The organism is Arthrobacter sp. NEB 688 (assembly GCF_013201035.1).
Classification (GTDB): domain Bacteria; phylum Actinomycetota; class Actinomycetes; order Actinomycetales; family Dermatophilaceae; genus Phycicoccus.
Genome location: NZ_CP053707.1, coordinates 2010425 through 2024062, shown reverse-complemented (window position 1 = coordinate 2024062; position 13638 = coordinate 2010425). Strand labels below are relative to the sequence as shown.

At 73.6% G+C, this 13638-nt stretch carries 16 protein-coding genes; 8 read left to right on the top strand and 8 right to left on the bottom strand.

Annotated features, from left to right (window positions below; translation table 11 throughout):
* Positions 1–15: 15 nt before the first annotated feature.
* From gatB to gatC, 3 genes are read right to left on the bottom strand one after another with little or no spacing between them, the layout of a single operon-like run.
* The gene (gene gatB / locus HL663_RS09580) at positions 16–1542 is read right to left on the bottom strand and encodes an Asp-tRNA(Asn)/Glu-tRNA(Gln) amidotransferase subunit GatB (protein ID WP_173028175.1); all 1527 of its coding nucleotides are present in this window, start codon (positions 1540–1542) and stop codon (positions 16–18) included.
* The gene (gene gatA, locus HL663_RS09575) at positions 1539–3056 is read right to left on the bottom strand and encodes an Asp-tRNA(Asn)/Glu-tRNA(Gln) amidotransferase subunit GatA (RefSeq protein ID WP_173028174.1); all 1518 of its coding nucleotides are present in this window, start codon (positions 3054–3056) and stop codon (positions 1539–1541) included. Before gatA ends, gatB begins: the two co-directional genes overlap by 4 nt.
* Before the next feature lie 8 nt (positions 3057–3064).
* Complete coding sequence (gatC, locus tag HL663_RS09570) at positions 3065–3361, bottom strand: Asp-tRNA(Asn)/Glu-tRNA(Gln) amidotransferase subunit GatC (protein ID WP_173028173.1); 297 nt, start codon at positions 3359–3361, stop codon at positions 3065–3067.
* Positions 3362–3402: 41 nt separating this feature from the next.
* Between gatC and HL663_RS09565 the strand changes: the two genes are divergently transcribed.
* Positions 3403–4071 carry a trimeric intracellular cation channel family protein gene (locus tag HL663_RS09565; RefSeq protein WP_173028172.1) on the top strand — a complete coding sequence of 223 codons (669 nt, stop codon included), beginning with the start codon at positions 3403–3405 and terminating at the stop codon, positions 4069–4071.
* A gap of 9 nt (positions 4072–4080) precedes the next feature.
* On the opposite strand, the gene HL663_RS09560 is transcribed toward HL663_RS09565, so the two are convergent.
* Positions 4081–4632 carry a hypothetical protein gene (locus HL663_RS09560; RefSeq protein ID WP_173028171.1) on the bottom strand — a complete coding sequence of 184 codons (552 nt, stop codon included), beginning with the start codon at positions 4630–4632 and terminating at the stop codon, positions 4081–4083.
* A 62-nt stretch (positions 4633–4694) separates the two neighbouring features.
* Here HL663_RS09560 and HL663_RS09555 point away from each other — a divergent pair, with 62 nt between their 5' ends.
* The gene (locus HL663_RS09555) at positions 4695–5114 is read left to right on the top strand and encodes a YbaB/EbfC family nucleoid-associated protein (RefSeq protein WP_173028170.1); all 420 of its coding nucleotides are present in this window, start codon (positions 4695–4697) and stop codon (positions 5112–5114) included.
* Positions 5111–5566, top strand: a complete 456-nt coding sequence (locus tag HL663_RS09550; RefSeq protein ID WP_173028169.1) for a hypothetical protein — start codon at positions 5111–5113, stop codon at positions 5564–5566. Before HL663_RS09555 ends, HL663_RS09550 begins: the two co-directional genes overlap by 4 nt.
* Positions 5567–5570: 4 nt before the next feature.
* Here HL663_RS09550 and HL663_RS09545 read toward each other — a convergent pair whose 3' ends face one another.
* On the bottom strand, positions 5571–5921 hold the full coding sequence (locus HL663_RS09545; RefSeq protein ID WP_173028168.1) for a hypothetical protein: 351 nt from the start codon (positions 5919–5921) through the stop codon (positions 5571–5573).
* 128 nt (positions 5922–6049) lie between these two features.
* Here HL663_RS09545 and HL663_RS09540 point away from each other — a divergent pair, with 128 nt between their 5' ends.
* Together HL663_RS09540 and HL663_RS09535 are read left to right on the top strand one after the other, a co-directional pair.
* Positions 6050–6349: a hypothetical protein gene (locus tag HL663_RS09540; RefSeq protein ID WP_173028167.1), complete on the top strand. Its 300-nt coding sequence runs from the start codon at positions 6050–6052 to the stop codon at positions 6347–6349.
* The gene (locus tag HL663_RS09535; protein ID WP_173028166.1) at positions 6346–7347 is read left to right on the top strand and encodes a hypothetical protein; all 1002 of its coding nucleotides are present in this window, start codon (positions 6346–6348) and stop codon (positions 7345–7347) included. Before HL663_RS09540 ends, HL663_RS09535 begins: the two co-directional genes overlap by 4 nt.
* A gap of 19 nt (positions 7348–7366) precedes the next feature.
* Here the strand turns inward: HL663_RS09535 and ligA are convergent, their stop codons facing one another.
* Entirely contained in the window at positions 7367–9529 is a 2163-nt protein-coding gene (gene ligA / locus HL663_RS09530; protein WP_216842713.1) for an NAD-dependent DNA ligase LigA, read from the bottom strand.
* Positions 9530–9682: 153 nt separating this feature from the next.
* Here ligA and HL663_RS09525 point away from each other — a divergent pair, with 153 nt between their 5' ends.
* Positions 9683–10702 carry a hypothetical protein gene (locus tag HL663_RS09525; protein WP_173028165.1) on the top strand — a complete coding sequence of 340 codons (1020 nt, stop codon included), beginning with the start codon at positions 9683–9685 and terminating at the stop codon, positions 10700–10702.
* Here HL663_RS09525 and HL663_RS09520 read toward each other — a convergent pair.
* Both HL663_RS09520 and HL663_RS09515 read right to left on the bottom strand, forming a co-directional pair.
* Positions 10689–11048 carry a hypothetical protein gene (locus tag HL663_RS09520; RefSeq protein WP_173028164.1) on the bottom strand — a complete coding sequence of 120 codons (360 nt, stop codon included), beginning with the start codon at positions 11046–11048 and terminating at the stop codon, positions 10689–10691. The genes HL663_RS09525 and HL663_RS09520 overlap by 14 nt on opposite strands.
* 44 nt (positions 11049–11092) lie before the next feature.
* A complete protein-coding gene (locus HL663_RS09515; protein WP_173028163.1) occupies positions 11093–11569 on the bottom strand; it encodes a mycothiol transferase in 477 nt (158 codons plus the stop codon).
* A gap of 106 nt (positions 11570–11675) precedes the next feature.
* Here HL663_RS09515 and HL663_RS09510 point away from each other — a divergent pair, with 106 nt between their 5' ends.
* Together HL663_RS09510 and HL663_RS09505 are read left to right on the top strand one after the other, a co-directional pair.
* Entirely contained in the window at positions 11676–12032 is a 357-nt protein-coding gene (locus HL663_RS09510) for a YciI family protein (RefSeq protein ID WP_173028162.1), read from the top strand.
* Positions 12033–12146: 114 nt separating this feature from the next.
* A complete protein-coding gene (locus HL663_RS09505; protein ID WP_173028161.1) occupies positions 12147–13637 on the top strand; it encodes a long-chain-fatty-acid--CoA ligase in 1491 nt (496 codons plus the stop codon).
* Position 13638: the final 1 nt, after the last annotated feature.

Sequence of the window (13638 nt, the reverse complement as noted above, 5' to 3'; positions counted from 1 at the left end):
CGACGGCGGGCGGCCTCAGGCCTGGCCGAGCCGCTCGAGGATGATCGCCCGGGCCGCGCCGGCGTCGGCCTGGCCCTTCATCTCGCGCATGACCTGCCCGATGAGCGCGCCGACCGCCTGGACCTTGCCGTCGCGGATCTTCGCGGCGACGTCGGGGTTGGCGGCGATGACCGCGTCGACGGCCGCCTCGAGCGCCCCGGTGTCCTGGACGAGCTCGAGCCCGCGGGCGTCGGCGACGGCCGTCGGGGTGCCCTCGCCGTCGAGGACGCCCTCCCACGCCTGGCGGGCCATCGAGTCGTTGAGGCGGCCGCTGGTGACCAGCCCCTCGAGCTCGACGACGTGCGCCGGGGTGACGCCGAGGCGGGCGGCGTAGGCCGGCACGTCCTCGCCCTCGGTGTTGGCGCGGCGCGCGATCTCGCCGGACCACCACTTGCGCGCGGCGGCCGGCGAGGCCCCCGCGGCGACGGTCTCCTCGACGAGCCCGACGAGCCCGGCGTTGAGGACGTCACGCATCTCGAGGTCGCTGTAGCCCCACGCGGTCTGCAGACGGCGACGGCGCTCGGCCGGCGGCTCGGGCAGCGTGGCCCGCAGCGCCTCGACGGTCTCGCGCGAGGGCGCGACCGGCACGAGGTCGGGCTCGGGGAAGTAGCGGTAGTCCTCGGCGTCGGACTTGATGCGGCCCGAGGTCGTGATGCCGGTGTCCTCGTGCCAGTGCCGCGTCTCCTGCGTGATGGAGCCGCCGTCGGTGAGCACGGCTGCGTGGCGCCCGATCTCGTAGCGCACGGCCCGCTCGACCGAGCGCAGCGAGTTGACGTTCTTGGTCTCGGTGCGCGTGCCGAAGGTGTCGCCGTCACGCGGCATGAGCGAGAGGTTGACGTCGCAGCGCATCGAGCCCTGCTCCATCTTCACGTCGGAGACGTCCATCGCCTTGAGCAGGTCGCGAAGCGTCGCGACGTACGCCTTGGCGACCTCGGGGGCCTTCTCGCGGGTGGCGACGATCGGCTTGGTGACGATCTCGATGAGGGGGATGCCCGCGCGGTTGTAGTCGACGAGGCTGTGCGTCGCGCCGTGGATGCGCCCGGTCGCGCCACCGACGTGGAGGGACTTGCCGGTGTCCTCCTCCATGTGCGCGCGCTCGATCTCGACGCGGAAGGTCGACCCGTCCTCGAGCTCGACGTCGAGGTGGCCGTCGAAGGCGATGGGCTCGTCGTACTGCGAGGTCTGGAAGTTCTTCGGCATGTCCGGGTAGAAGTAGTTCTTCCGGGCGAACCGGCACCACTCCGCGATGGAACAGTTGAGCGCCAGCCCGATCCGGATGGCCGACTCGACCGCGACCGCGTTGACGACAGGCAGGGCCCCCGGCAGGCCGAGGCACACCGGGCAGACCTGCGTGTTCGGCTCGGCGCCGAACTCGGTCGGGCAGCCGCAGAACATCTTCGTGTTCGTGCCGAGCTCGACGTGCACCTCGAGCCCCATGACGGGGTCGAAGGTCGCCAGCGCCTCGTCGAACGAGAGCGTGCGCTCACCGGTGGTCGTGCTCATCGGGACACCTCCGTCAGGTCGGGCGCGCGGTCCAGCAGGGGGCCGCCCCAGGCGGCGGCCAGGCGTGCCTCGAGGGCGGCGCCGACCGAGTACAGGCGGTCGTCGACCATCGCCGGCGCGAGCACCTGGAAACCGGCGGGGAGGCCGTCCTCGTCGGCGAGGCCGCTCGGCAGCGAGAGGCCCGGGATGCCGGCGAGGTTGGCCGGGATCGTCGCGATGTCGTTGAGGTACATGGACATCGGGTCGTCGAGCTTGTCGCCGAGGCGGAACGCGGTGGTCGGCGCGGTCGGCGTCACGAGGACGTCGGCGGTCTCGAAGGCGGCCGCGAAGTCGTTCGCGATGAGGCGGCGTACCTTCTGCGCGGAGCCGTAGTAGGCGTCGTAGTAGCCGCTCGAGAGCGCGTAGGTGCCGAGGATGATGCGGCGCTTGACCTCGTCGCCGAAGCCGGCGTCGCGGGTGGCGGCCATGACCTGCTCGGCGCTCGGGGCGTCGACGCCGTCCGGGGTGACGCGCATCCCGTAGCGCATCGCGTCGAACTTGGCGAGGTTGCTGCTCGCCTCGCTCGGGAGGATGAGGTAGTACGCGGCGAGCGCGTAGGTGAAGGACGGGCACGAGACCTCGACGACCTCGGCCCCGGCGTCGACGAGGTGCTGGACGGCCTCGTCGAAGCGGGCCTGCACGCCGGGCTGGAAGCCCTCGCCGGTCAGCTCGCGGACGATGCCGATGCGCATCCCGCTCACGTCGGCGCGGCGGGCGGCCTCGACGACGGCGGGCACCGGGGCGTCGACGGAGGTCGAGTCCATCGGGTCGTGACCGGCGATGACCTCGTGCAGGAGAGCCGAGTCCAGCACGGTGCGGCTGCACGGGCCGGCCTGGTCGAGCGAGGAGGCCAGGGCCACGAGGCCGTAGCGCGAGACGCCGCCGTACGTCGGCTTGGTGCCGACCGTGCCGGTGACGGCGGCCGGCTGGCGGATGGAGCCTCCGGTGTCGGTGCCGATGGCCAGCGGCGCCTGGAAGGAGGCGACGACCGAGGACGAGCCACCGCCGGAGCCGCCGGGGATGCGGTCGAGGTCCCACGGGTTGTGGCTCGGGCCGAAGGCGCTGTGCTCGGTCGAGGAGCCCATCGCGAACTCGTCCATGTTCGTCTTGCCGAGGATCGGCATGCCGGCCTCGCGCAGGCGGCGCACGACGGTCGCGTCGTACGGCGGCACCCAGCCCTCGAGGATGCGGCTGCCGCAGGTCGTCGGCAGGCCGCGCGTGGCCATGACGTCCTTGACGGCGATCGGCACGCCGGCGAGGGCGTGCAGGCCCTCCCCCGCGGCGCGGCGGCGGTCGACGTCGTCGGCGGCGGCGAGCGCGCCGTCCTCGTCGACGTGGAGGTAGGAGCGCACGACGCCGTCGACGGCGGTCGTGCGGTCGAGCAGGGCGCGGGTCACCTCGCGGGAGGAGACGGAGCCGGCGCCGAGGAGGTCGGCGAGCTCGGCGGCGGTCGCGCGGGTCAGGTCCGTGGTCACGCGGTCACTCACTCCTCGTCCAGGATGCGGGGCACGCTGAAGCGCTGCTGCTCGCTCTCGGGGGCGCCCGAGAGCGCCTCCTGCGGCGTCAGCGACGGCCGGACGACGTCCGGCCGGGTGACGTTGACGAGCGGCAGCGGGTGGCTCATCGGCTCGACGTCGGCGATCGGGGCCTGCTGCACCGTCGCGACGGACTCGAGGATGACGCCGAGCTCCCCGACCATCCGGTCGAGCTCGGCGTCCGAGAGGTCGATGCGGGCGAGCCCGGCGAGGTGGGCGACGTCGTCGCGGGTCAGGTCGGCCATGGCGGTCAGTCTATGGGTGGGGGCACTGCGACAATCTGCGGGTGCTCACCGACACGGCGTCGCTCCAGACGGTCCTCGACGTCGTCGGGGTCCTCGTCTTCGCGCTGTCCGGGGCCATCGTCGCCGTGCGCCGGGGGCTGGACCTCTTCGGCATCCTCGTGCTCGGCTGGGTCGCCGGCCTCGGCGGCGGGATCATCCGCGACCTCTTCCTCGGGATCACCCCACCGGTGGCGGTGAGCGACTGGCGGCTCCTCGCGGCGGCGGTGACGGCCGGGCTCGGGGTGTTCCTCCTGCACGGCACCTGGGAGCAGGCCTCCGCCGCGCGCCCGCACGCGCGCTGGCGGGTCTCGTACGCCGTCCGGATGCTCGACGCCGCCGGTCTGGCCGTCTTCGCGGTGAGCGGCGCCCTCGTCGCGCTCGACCGCTCGGCCGGGCCCTTCGCGGCCATCCTCATCGGCGGGATCACCGCCGTCGGGGGCGGCGTGCTGCGGGACGTCCTCGCCCGCCAGGTGCCCGAGGTGCTCCAGCGCGAGCTCTACGCGGTGCCGGCCCTCGTCGGGGCCGCGCTCGTCGTGCTGCTGCACCACGTCGGGGCGCTCTCGCCCCTCACCGCGTGGCTCTGCGTCGGACTGGTCTTCGCCATCCGCGTCGTGGCGGTCGCGCTCGACCTCAACGCGCCACGGGCGCTGCGCAGCACCCCGGTCGACTGACGCCGACGCTCAGGCGCGGGGGCCGGCGTCGACCGCCCCGAGCAGCGCCGCGGTGTCCTCGTCCGTCACGAGGTCGGGACGGCGCTCCACCCAGCCGCGCACCACCGCGAGCGCCTCGGGGAAGCCGGTCTCGGTGGGCCGCAGCGCCGCCACCGTCCGTCCGTCCTTGTCGACGAGGACCAGGGCCGCCGGACGGGGCCCGGTCGGACCGTGCGCGGACGGCCCGCGCAGCACGACCCGGCGCAGGTCCTGCAGCCCCGTCTCGCGCCGGCCGAACGCCGTCCGCCGGCTGACGGCCCACGGACCCACGCGGACCTCGGTGCGCCACAGCACGAGGAGCGACCCGGCCATGACGAGCAGGAGGACGAGGGAGACGGCCCAGCCCAGCGCGACGTAGCCCGACCAGCCCGAGCGGCCCAGCGGGACACCGGGGTCGCCCGCCCGGGCGGCGTCGAGCACGGCGACGAGGATGCCCGCGCAGAGCGGACCCATGAGCACCGTCCCCAGCAGGCGCAGCCCTCGCTGCACCCGCACCACCACCTCGCGCCCGCTGTCGTCCACCCCGGCACGGTAGCCCTCCCGACCCCGCGCCGGCCGCCCTCCGGTCGTCTAGGGTGACGCCCATGGTGGGGTCATCGGCCGGGAACGGCTACGGAGACGTCGACGCCCAGATCGAGGCCGCGCACGAGCGCGCGCAGCGGGCCGGCGTCTGGGCGCGCGAGATGGAGCAGCTGACCGGCCGGGGCACGGCCCTGCGCGGCGGCGTGAGCGTCGAGGTCGACCTCGGCGGCACCGTCGTCGGGCTCGGCATCAGCGACACCGCCGCCGGGCACGGCGGGCAGGCCGTCGCCCACGCCGTGCTCGAGGCGCACGCGCAGGCCCAGAGCGACCTGCGCCGGCGCACCGAGGAGTCCACCGCGGCCACCTGGGGCGCCGGGACGGCCACGACCGCGGCGGTGACGGACGAGGTGGAGCGGCTCACCCCGCGGGCCGAGCGCGACGATCCGGACCCCGGCCGCCGGCCGCAGGGAGGTGCCTGGTGAGCGGGTTCGACGACCTCAGCCGCATCGACGGCCTCGGCCAGTCGGAGCTCGACCGGCTCGCGGCCCGCGCGCGGACCGCCCTCGAGTGGCGCCGCACCGCCGAGCAGCAGCGTGCCGCCGGGGAACACGAGGGCGTGCGGGCCACGGTGAGCGGCACCGGCGCCCTCGTCGACCTGCGGATCGCGACCAGCGCCTGCGCCGACGGTGGCGACGCGCTGGCCGCCCGTGTGGGGGAAGCCATCTCGCGCGCCCGCGCCGAGGTCGCCCGGCACGTCGTGCGTTCCGCGGAGGACGCCTTCGGCGAGGACGCCTCCGAGGTCCGGACCGTCCGTGAGCAGTGGGAGGCCGGCGCCCTCCACCGGCCGGCCGTGCTGCACAACGGGACCGACGAGGGCGACCGCGCGCCACGCCGTCCGCCGACCCCGCCGCCGTCCGGCGGGGGGATGTGGTGAGCCGCTAGCCGACCGCGGTCCACCCGCGCGCGATCAGGCGCAGGACGTTGACCACGATGCTGCCGGCGGCGACGACGAGCAGCACGCTCATGAGCGACCAGAAGCCCCACCGCACCGCGAGGCCACCGGAGGAGCCGGGCGTCTCGGCCCGCATGGCGGACCACCAGTGGTTCTCCGCCAGCGGCCCGTAGCCGCCGGTCCCGTTCGGCAGGAACGGGACCCACCAGTTGCCGGCCTCCCGTGCGCGGAGCGCCTCGGTCACGACGGGCCGGACGATGAGCCACAGGGCGAGCGCCGCGATGCCGACCACCCCGATCCCCGCCAGCACGAGCAGAAGCCGCAGCCCCCAGGCCATCGGTCGTCCCTTCGGTCGAGTTTCCCGCTCCGACACCCGGTGGGGAGCGCTCCCCATCGTCTTCCGGGAGCGGTCCGCATATCGTACGGGCGGAGGGGTCGAGGGACCTCGGGAGGGACGGAACCACCGTGCAGTACGACGTGAACCCCACGGGCATCCAGCAGCACGCCGTGAGCCTGGCCGGGATCGAGGCCGACGTGCGCTCGTGCTCGACCGCCGCGGAGACCATGCTCGACGGGTCGGCGTTCGGGGTCATCAACCAGTTCCTCGCCTCGACGGTCGGGCTGTTCGCGGGAGCCGTCAACTCCGGCATCTCCGACGCCGCCGCCGACCTCGGCGAGACGGTGAGCATCCTGCGCACGCAGGTGACCAACTACCAGGACGACGACGCGAGCGCCGCCGGCAACGTGGCGGGGGCCGGCCGATGAGCGACCTCGTCGTCGCCCCGGGCGAGCGGTCCGCGACCTCCGGCGCCGGGCTCATCGACTCCGGCGTCTCGCTCTGCCAGGCCATCGGCGACCGCAGCTGGGTGGACGCCGCCCTCTCGGGCGTGGCGGTCGGGTTCGACGTCGTCGCGACGGTCAGCGACCCGCTCGGCAGCCTCTTCGCCGCGGGGATCGGGTGGATCATCGACCACCTCGACCCGATCAAGGGCTGGTTCGACGACCTCGCCGGCAACCCCGAGGAGGTCGGCGCCTTCGCCGGCACCTGGCTCAACGTCGCCAACAGCATCTCGGCGAGCAACACGACCTTCGTCATGGGCGCGAACCAGAAGCTCGAGGGCATGTCGGGCCCCAACATGGAGCGCTACCGGCAGCACGTCGACGAGATGTCGGACCGTCTCTCCTTCTACTCCGGTGCGGCGCGGGCGATGTCGATCGGCACCGAGGTCGCCGCGGTCATCGTCGGGTTCGTCCACGGCGTGCTGCGCGACGCGCTCTCGCAGATCGTCGGCGCGATCTGCAGCTACGTCACCGAGCTCGTCATCACCCTCGGCGCCGCGACCCCGCTGATCATCCACCAGGCGACGACCCGCGTCTCGGCGCTGGTCGCCGAGATCGGCCCGAAGATCACCGGGCTCAAGAACTCGGTCACCGACCTCGACAGCCTGATGCACGAGCTGCGGGACATCCTCAACGACATCCCCCGCTTCCTGGGCAACCGCTACTCCGTGCCGAACCACCCGAACCTGCGCTGGAGCAACGTCGTCAACGACCCGGCGCACCTGCTCAACGGGATGTCGGTGCGCGACGCGATGAACCTCGTCAACGTCAAGCCGCAGTACCGGCACCTGTTCGCCAACGACCCCGCCCTCTGGGAGAAGGTCGTGCGCGAGGCGTTCCGGAACGGGGTCCCGGGCAACGCGTCCGACGCGGGCAAGAACATCAACGAGGCCATCCAGAACCAGGTCGAGGGCCACCACTGACGGCCCCCGGCCCGGCGGCTCAGTCGGGCGAGCCGGTCTCGAGCAGGCGGGTGAACTGCCCCTCGTCGAGGATGGTGAGCCCGAGCTCGCGCGCCTTGTCCTCCTTGGTGCCGGCGTTGGCGCCGACGACGACGTAGTCGGTCTTCTTCGACACCGACCCGGACGCCTTGCCGCCCCGGCCGAGGATCGCCTCCTTGGCCTCGTCGCGCGAGTAGCCCTCGAGCGAGCCGGTGACGACGACGGTGAGGCCGGCGAGGGTCTGCTCGACCGACTCGTCACGCTCGTCCTCCATCCGCACGCCGTCGGCCGCCCACTGCTCGACGATGCGCCGGTGCCAGTCGGAGCCCTCGCCGTCGAACCACTCGCGGACCGCCTGCGCGATGACCGGGCCGACGCCCTCGACGCCGGCCAGCTCCTCGAGGCTCGCCTCGCGCACGCGCTCCATCGAGCCGAGGTGCTGGGCGAGCGCCCGGGCGGCCGTGGGCCCGACGTGACGGATCGAGAGGGCGACGAGGACGCGCCACAGCGGCTGGTCCTTGGCGGAGCCGAGGTTGTCGACGAGCCGCTGCCCGTTGGCCGACAGGACGCGCCCGTCGACGACCGCGTCCTCGGAGTCGGTCTTCTTCGCCGCGCGGGTGTAGAGCGGCACGCGGGCGACGTCGGCTGCGGTGAGGGAGAACACCATCGCCTCGCTGGGTCCGCCGAGATCGGGGTCGTCCAGGACTCCGGACTCCAGCAGGGCCACGGACCCCTCCCAGCCCAGGGCCTCGATGTCGAAGGCGCCCCGGCCGGCCAGCCCGGCCAGCCGCTCCCTCAGCTGCGAGGGGCAGCTCCGGGCGTTGGGACAGCGGATGTCCTTGTCGCCCTCCTTCTCCGGCGCCAGGGGCGTTCCGCAGGAAGGACACTCGGTCGGCATGACGAACTCGCGCTCGGTGCCGTCGCGCAGGTCGACGACCGGGCCGAGGATCTCGGGGATGACGTCGCCGGCCTTGCGCAGCACGACGGTGTCGCCGATGAGGACGCCCTTGCGCTGCACCTCCGTCGCGTTGTGCAGGGTCGCGCGCTCCACCGTGGACCCGGCGACGACGACCGGTTCCATGACGCCGAAGGGGGTGACGCGACCGGTCCGCCCGACGTTGACCTGGATGTCGAGGAGCCTCGTGTTCACCTCCTCGGGCGGGTACTTGAAGGCGATGGCCCAGCGCGGGGCGCGCGAGGTGGATCCGAGTCGGCGCTGCACCGAGATCTCGTCGATCTTCACGACGACCCCGTCGATCTCGTGCTCGACGTCGTGGCGGTGCTCGCCCGTGTGCGCGATGAAGGCGTTCACCTCCTCGATCGAGTCGACGACGCGGAAGTGGGTGGAGATCGGCAGGCCCCACGCCCCGAGCGCGGCGTAGGCCTCGCTCTGCCTCGTCAGGTCGAATCCCTCCCGCTTGCCGATGCCGTGGACGAGCATCCGGAGCTCACGGCTCGCCGTGACCCGGGGGTCCTTCTGCCGCAGGGACCCCGCCGCCGTGTTGCGCGGGTTGGCGTAGGGCGGCTTCCCCGCCTCGACGAGCTGGGCGTTGAGGTCACCGAAGGCCTCGAGGGGGAAGTAGACCTCGCCGCGCACCTCGACGAGGTCGGGCACCGGGTGCTCGGGGGTCGCCTCGAGCTCGGTCGGGATGCCCCGGACGGTGCGCACGTTGAGGGTGACGTCCTCGCCGGTGCGGCCGTCGCCGCGGGTCAGGGCACGGGTGAGGCGCCCCTTCTCGTAGAGCAGGTTGACCGCGAGCCCGTCGATCTTCAGCTCGCAGAGGTAGTGCAGCTCGGCCCCGCCCGCGTCACGCGCGACCCGCGCGCTCCACTCGAGCATCTCCTCGGTCGAGAACGCGTTGTCGAGGCTGAGCATCCGCTCGAGGTGGTCGACGGCCTGGAACTCCGTGGAGAAGACGGCGCCACCGACCTGCTGGGTGGGGCTCTCGGGCGTGCGCAGGGCGGGGTGCCCGTCCTCGATCTCGTTCAGCCGGCGCATGAGGGCGTCGTACTCGCCGTCGCTCACCGTCGGCGCGTCCTTGACGTGGTAGGCGAACTGGTGGCCGCGGGCCTCCTCGGCCAGGGACTCCCACTCGTGCCGCACGTCGTCGGGGACGGGGGCGGCGGGCTCCTGGGCGGCGGGGTCGGTCGGGGTCTCGCTCACCCCGCCATCCTGCCGCAGGGCACCGACGGTCGGCGGCGTGGTGGCGCGTTCGCCAGGGCGGAACGGCCCGGTCGTAGGACCTTCGGCCACTGTCGGATGGACGCGGGCCCCTCCTACGGTCCGTGCACCACTCCCCGAGTTGTCGAGGTGCCCATGCCGATCCGTCCGACCCGCACCGCCCTCGCCGTCGTGGCCCTCGCCCTCCTGGCGTCGGGCGCCTCGGTGTCCCCCGCCGCCGCCGCGACCCTCCCGCCGACCGCCCCCTCGGGCCTCGTGGCGACGACGGACCCGTCGATCGCGTGGTGGATCCACCTCACCTGGACGGACAACACCCCGGCGAGCAGCCCCGACAACGAGACGCGCTTCGAGATCGAGCGCTGCCTCGGGGCGACGTGCACCGACTTCGCGAACATCATGAGCTACGCGACACCCGGCTTCGACGTGGGCCGCTTCGACGACACCGCGGACAAGCCGGACGGCACGACCTGGTCCTACCGCGTCCGGGGGGTCAACGACGCGGGCGCCAGCGCCTGGACGCCGGTCGCCACCGGCACCACGGCGTGGCGCGCCCCGGCCGCCCCCACCACCCTCGCCGCCGCCTACGTCGGCGCCGACCGACGGGGCCTGAACGGCTCGAGCGTCGTCACGTGGTCGGACGCCGCCACCACCGAGGCCGGGTACGTCGTCGGCCGCTGCGACGCCGCCGACTGCGCCGCGACCACGGTGCGGGTGCCGCTGCCCGCCGACCGCACGTCGTACCGGGACGACACCGTCGTCGACGGCCGCGAGTACCTCTACGCCGTCACGGCGCTCGGTCGCAGCGGCCACGACAGCACGACGGGACCGCTGTCGCACACCGCCGGTCGCGGCCTCGCGGCCGCGACGTCGCTCGCGGCCCGGCGCGTGACGGCCGGTGTGCGGCTGACCTGGCGCAACCAGGCGCGCGGCCCGGTGCGCATCTGGCGCTGCGACACCGCCCTCTGCGTGGACGGCCTGACCGGCGCCTACCGCCCGGACGGACCGTGGACGCTGCGCACGACCGTGCCCGCCGGCGCCACCGCGTGGACCGACGTGTTCGTCCCCGCCGCGGCGACGCGCTACTCGTACCGCGTGCAGGTCGTCACGCCGAGCGCCGTCTCGGCGCCGGTCCACACGAGCCTCACGACGGGCTGACCGGGGCGGGTGGCGGCGCCACGGCCGGCTCGTCGTCGCGCCGGTCGGCGAGCACCGCCGCCACCCCGAGCGCCCCGGCGGCCAGCGACACCATCCCGAGACCGGTCTGGACGAGTGCCACGACCGGGTAGGGGCCCATCGCCCACATCCCGGAGAACCAGTAGCTCCCCGTGAGCGCCGCCTGGCACAGCCCGGAGAACAGGCCGAGGCCGAAGGCCAGCAGCGCCCAGGTCCGCCAGCGCCGCGCGGTCCGCAGCCGGAGCGTCAGCAGGAGGCCGACGCCCGGCGGGACGAGGTGGAGCAGGAGGAAGAGCCACGACAGCACGCTCCAGAACGAGAACCCCACACGTGCCCCTCCCGGACGGACCCCCCGTCCTCCTGCGACGGACCCTAGCGCGCGGCCTCGTCCCGTCGGGCGCGCTCGAGGAGCACGTCGCGCGTGACCTCGAGCTGCCCCAGGTGCTGCGCGAGCTCCTCGTGGACGTGGAGCAGGACCGCACCCTGGGTCGGGTAGGCGTGCGGGTCGTCGGCGGGCGGGGCGGCCGGCGGTGCGTCGAGCGTGGCGGCCCGCACGTCCTCGACGAGCTCGCGGCGGGCGCGCCCGAGCAGCGCCAGCGCCTCCTCCACCGTCCCCGTCGCCCGGAACTCGGCGTCCCGGTCGCGGGGCACGGGCCGGCCGCGGTTGACCGTCCTCCCCCACCGGGCCATGACGCCGGCCACGTGGGCGACGAGGGCGAAGGCGCTGTTGGAGCCGGGCAGCTCCTCCGGCCGGGCGCTGACGAGGTCGTCCCCGAGGTCCCGGCACAGCGCCTCGTACTGGTCGAGCAGGCCCGTGCAGGAGGCCAGCAGCTCGTCGGCGGCGGTCATCCGGCGAGGCTAGCCCGCCACCCCGCGGGGTCGTGGGAGGGCGGCGGTCGAGAACCGGTGCGCTCGCTCGTCATCCCGGTGACAGCCCCCCACGAGAGGATGCACCGTGCCCGAGTTCATCGTGATGTTCCCCGCCGACGACGAGGCCGCCTGGCTGGCCGCCACCCCGGAGCAGCGTCAGGCCACCTACGACACCGACGTCGAGTTCGTCGGACGGCTGCGGGCCGCCGGCGGCTCCGTGACCGGCGGCGCCGCCCTCGGCCCGAGCGCCGGGGTGGCGACGCTGCGCCGCGGCCCCGGGGAGGAGGCGCTCCTCACCGACGGGCCGTTCGCCGAGACGGTCGAGCAGCTGTCCGGCGTCTACGTCGTGCAGGCGCCGGACCGCGAGGCGGTCGTCGAGGCGGCCCGCGTGCTGCTGCGGGCCCACCCCGTCGTCGAGGTGCGCCCGGTCGACGAGGACTGACCCCGGCCTCCACCTCGACACGGTGGCACCCCGAGCGGCCGACCTCTGGCGCGGGCGCACCCCGCCGTATGAGGATGGGGGTCCGTCACCGACGCCGGACCCCCAGGAGCACCGATGACCAACCTCGCCACCAACCTCACGACGACCGCGTCCGAGCACCCCGACCAGGACGCGCTCCGGGTCAACGGGCAGGGCATCACGTACGGCCAGCTGCACGGCATGGCCGCCAAGGTCGCCGGGACGTTGCGCGAGAACGGCATCCAGCCCGGCGACCGGGTCGCCGTCATCCTGCCGAACGTGCCGGCCTTCCCCGTCGTCTACTGGGGCATCCTCCTCGCGGGCGGCATCGTCGTCCCGATGAACCCGCTCCTCAAGGCGGGCGAGATCGACTTCTTCTTCACGAACTCCGGGGCGAAGATCGCCTTCGTCTGGCCGGACTTCGTCGACGAGGCCACGAAGGGCGCGGCGAACAGCGGCACCCGGGTCGTCACGACCGGCCCGATGGGCCCGCAGGACTTCGAGGGCGGGGATCCGATCCCCGAGCCGACGCCCCGCGAGGACGTCGACACGGCGATCATCCTCTACACCTCGGGCACGACCGGCCGCCCCAAGGGCGCCGAGCTCATGCACAGCAACATCCACCTCAACGCGACCCGGTCGGCGCAGGTCATCCAGGAGATGACCTCCGACGACGTCGTCATGGGGTGCCTGCCGCTCTTCCACGTCTTCGGGCTCGTCGTCGGCCTCAACGCCGCGACGATCGCCGGCGCCTCCCTCGCCCTCATCCCCCGCTTCGACCCGCAGGCCGCGGTCGAGGTCATCGAGAAGGAGCGGGTGACGATCATGCAGGGCGTGCCGACGATGTACGCCGCGATCCTCAACCACCCGAGCTCGGACGGGATGGACGCCAGCAGCCTGCGCACCTGTGCCAGTGGCGGGTCCGCGATGCCGCTCGAGGTGATGAAGGCCTTCGAGGAGAAGTTCGGCTGCGTCATCCTCGAGGGCTACGGCCTGTCCGAGACCTCGCCGGTCGCCTCGTTCAACCTCATCGGCCGCGAGCGCAAGCCCGGGACCATCGGGGTCGCCATCCCCGGCTGCGAGATGCGCTGCGTCGACCTCGACGGCCACGAGGTCCCCGTCGGCGAGGTCGGCGAGATCGCGATCCGCGGCGACAACGTCATGAAGGGCTACTGGCAGAACCCGGACGCCACCGCCGAGGCCATCCCCGACGGGTGGTTCCGCACCGGCGACCTCGCGACGATGGACGACGAGGGCTACTTCACGATCGTCGACCGCAAGAAGGACATGATCCTGCGCGGCGGGATGAACGTGTACCCGCGCGAGGTCGAGGAGGTCGTCTACCAGCACCCGGACGTCCTCGAGGTCGCGGTCGTCGGGATGCCGGACGAGCTCCTCGGCGAGCAGGTCGGGGCGGCCGTCGCGCTGCGCGAGGGCTCGACCGCCACGCCGGAGGACATCATCGCCTTCACCAAGGAGCGGATCGCCGCCTACAAGTACCCCCGCAAGGTGTGGGTCGTCGACGCGCTGCCCAAGGGCCCGACCGGCAAGATCCTGCGCCGCGAGGTGCACGCGCCCGCCGGCTGAG

Bases quoted from the DNA above. Each gene is read 5' to 3' on its own strand.
- HL663_RS09555 (WP_173028170.1), top strand. From the start codon at position 4,695: ATGGTGGGGTCATCGGCCGGGAACGGCTACGGAGACGTCGACGCCCAG.
- HL663_RS09525 (WP_173028165.1), top strand. From the start codon at position 9,683: ATGCCGATCCGTCCGACCCGCACCGCCCTCGCCGTCGTGGCCCTCGCC.
- gatC (WP_173028173.1), bottom strand. From the start codon at position 3,361: ATGGCCGACCTGACCCGCGACGACGTCGCCCACCTCGCCGGGCTCGCC.
- gatB (WP_173028175.1), bottom strand. From the start codon at position 1,542: ATGAGCACGACCACCGGTGAGCGCACGCTCTCGTTCGACGAGGCGCTG.
- HL663_RS09535 (WP_173028166.1), top strand. From the start codon at position 6,346: ATGAGCGACCTCGTCGTCGCCCCGGGCGAGCGGTCCGCGACCTCCGGC.
- HL663_RS09515 (WP_173028163.1), bottom strand. From the start codon at position 11,569: ATGACCGCCGCCGACGAGCTGCTGGCCTCCTGCACGGGCCTGCTCGAC.
- HL663_RS09545 (WP_173028168.1), bottom strand. From the start codon at position 5,921: ATGGCCTGGGGGCTGCGGCTTCTGCTCGTGCTGGCGGGGATCGGGGTG.
- HL663_RS09505 (WP_173028161.1), top strand. From the start codon at position 12,147: ATGACCAACCTCGCCACCAACCTCACGACGACCGCGTCCGAGCACCCC.